The organism is Pseudoalteromonas sp. T1lg21, assembly GCF_002964625.1.
Classification (GTDB): Bacteria; Pseudomonadota; Gammaproteobacteria; order Enterobacterales; family Alteromonadaceae; genus Pseudoalteromonas; species Pseudoalteromonas gelatinilytica.
The window spans coordinates 1-366 of sequence record NZ_PQBX01000020.1 but is presented as its reverse complement, the minus strand read 5'-3'; the positions used below and the strand labels follow the sequence as shown (position 1 = coordinate 366).

The 366-nt window shown below is 42.1% G+C and carries 1 protein-coding gene; it reads left to right on the top strand.

The genetic code is table 11. The features are described from left to right. The first annotated feature begins 111 nt into the window (after positions 1 to 111). The gene (locus C2M25_RS22180; RefSeq protein ID WP_008467240.1) at positions 112 to 246 is read left to right on the top strand and encodes a membrane protein; all 135 of its coding nucleotides are present in this window, start codon (positions 112 to 114) and stop codon (positions 244 to 246) included. Positions 247 to 366: the final 120 nt, after the last annotated feature.

Here is a 366-nt window from a genome sequence, read left to right as displayed (position 1 = left end):
ATTGGAGAGTCATTTACTTGGGGCTTTGGCCTCGTCGTTCTGTTCGGGTTTTTGTCATTTAAAGTAAAAGCAGCCCGAATGGTAATAAACAAACTTTAAAAGGAAATCAACATGACTGATATTTTCGCAGCAGTAGATATGGCAGGCGTTGCAACGTTCGTAGGTGCAACTGGTGTTTTAATCGTTGGCGTTGCACTCGCTTACAAGGGTATCACTCTTGCCAAGCGTGCAGTTGCTAAAGCTTAAGGCATAAAAATATGGGCGGCCTAATAGTCGCCCTTATCTACACAATATGTGCATTGATAGGGGCTTTAACTGGTTTCATAGTTTGTAAAAATTTCGGTTGGGGATAGCAGCCAATGAAAA

What these genes read in the sequence shown, in the direction of transcription:
- C2M25_RS22180 (WP_008467240.1), top strand. Translation starts at nt 112, where the DNA reads ATGACTGATATTTTCGCAGCAGTAGATATGGCAGGCGTTGCAACGTTC.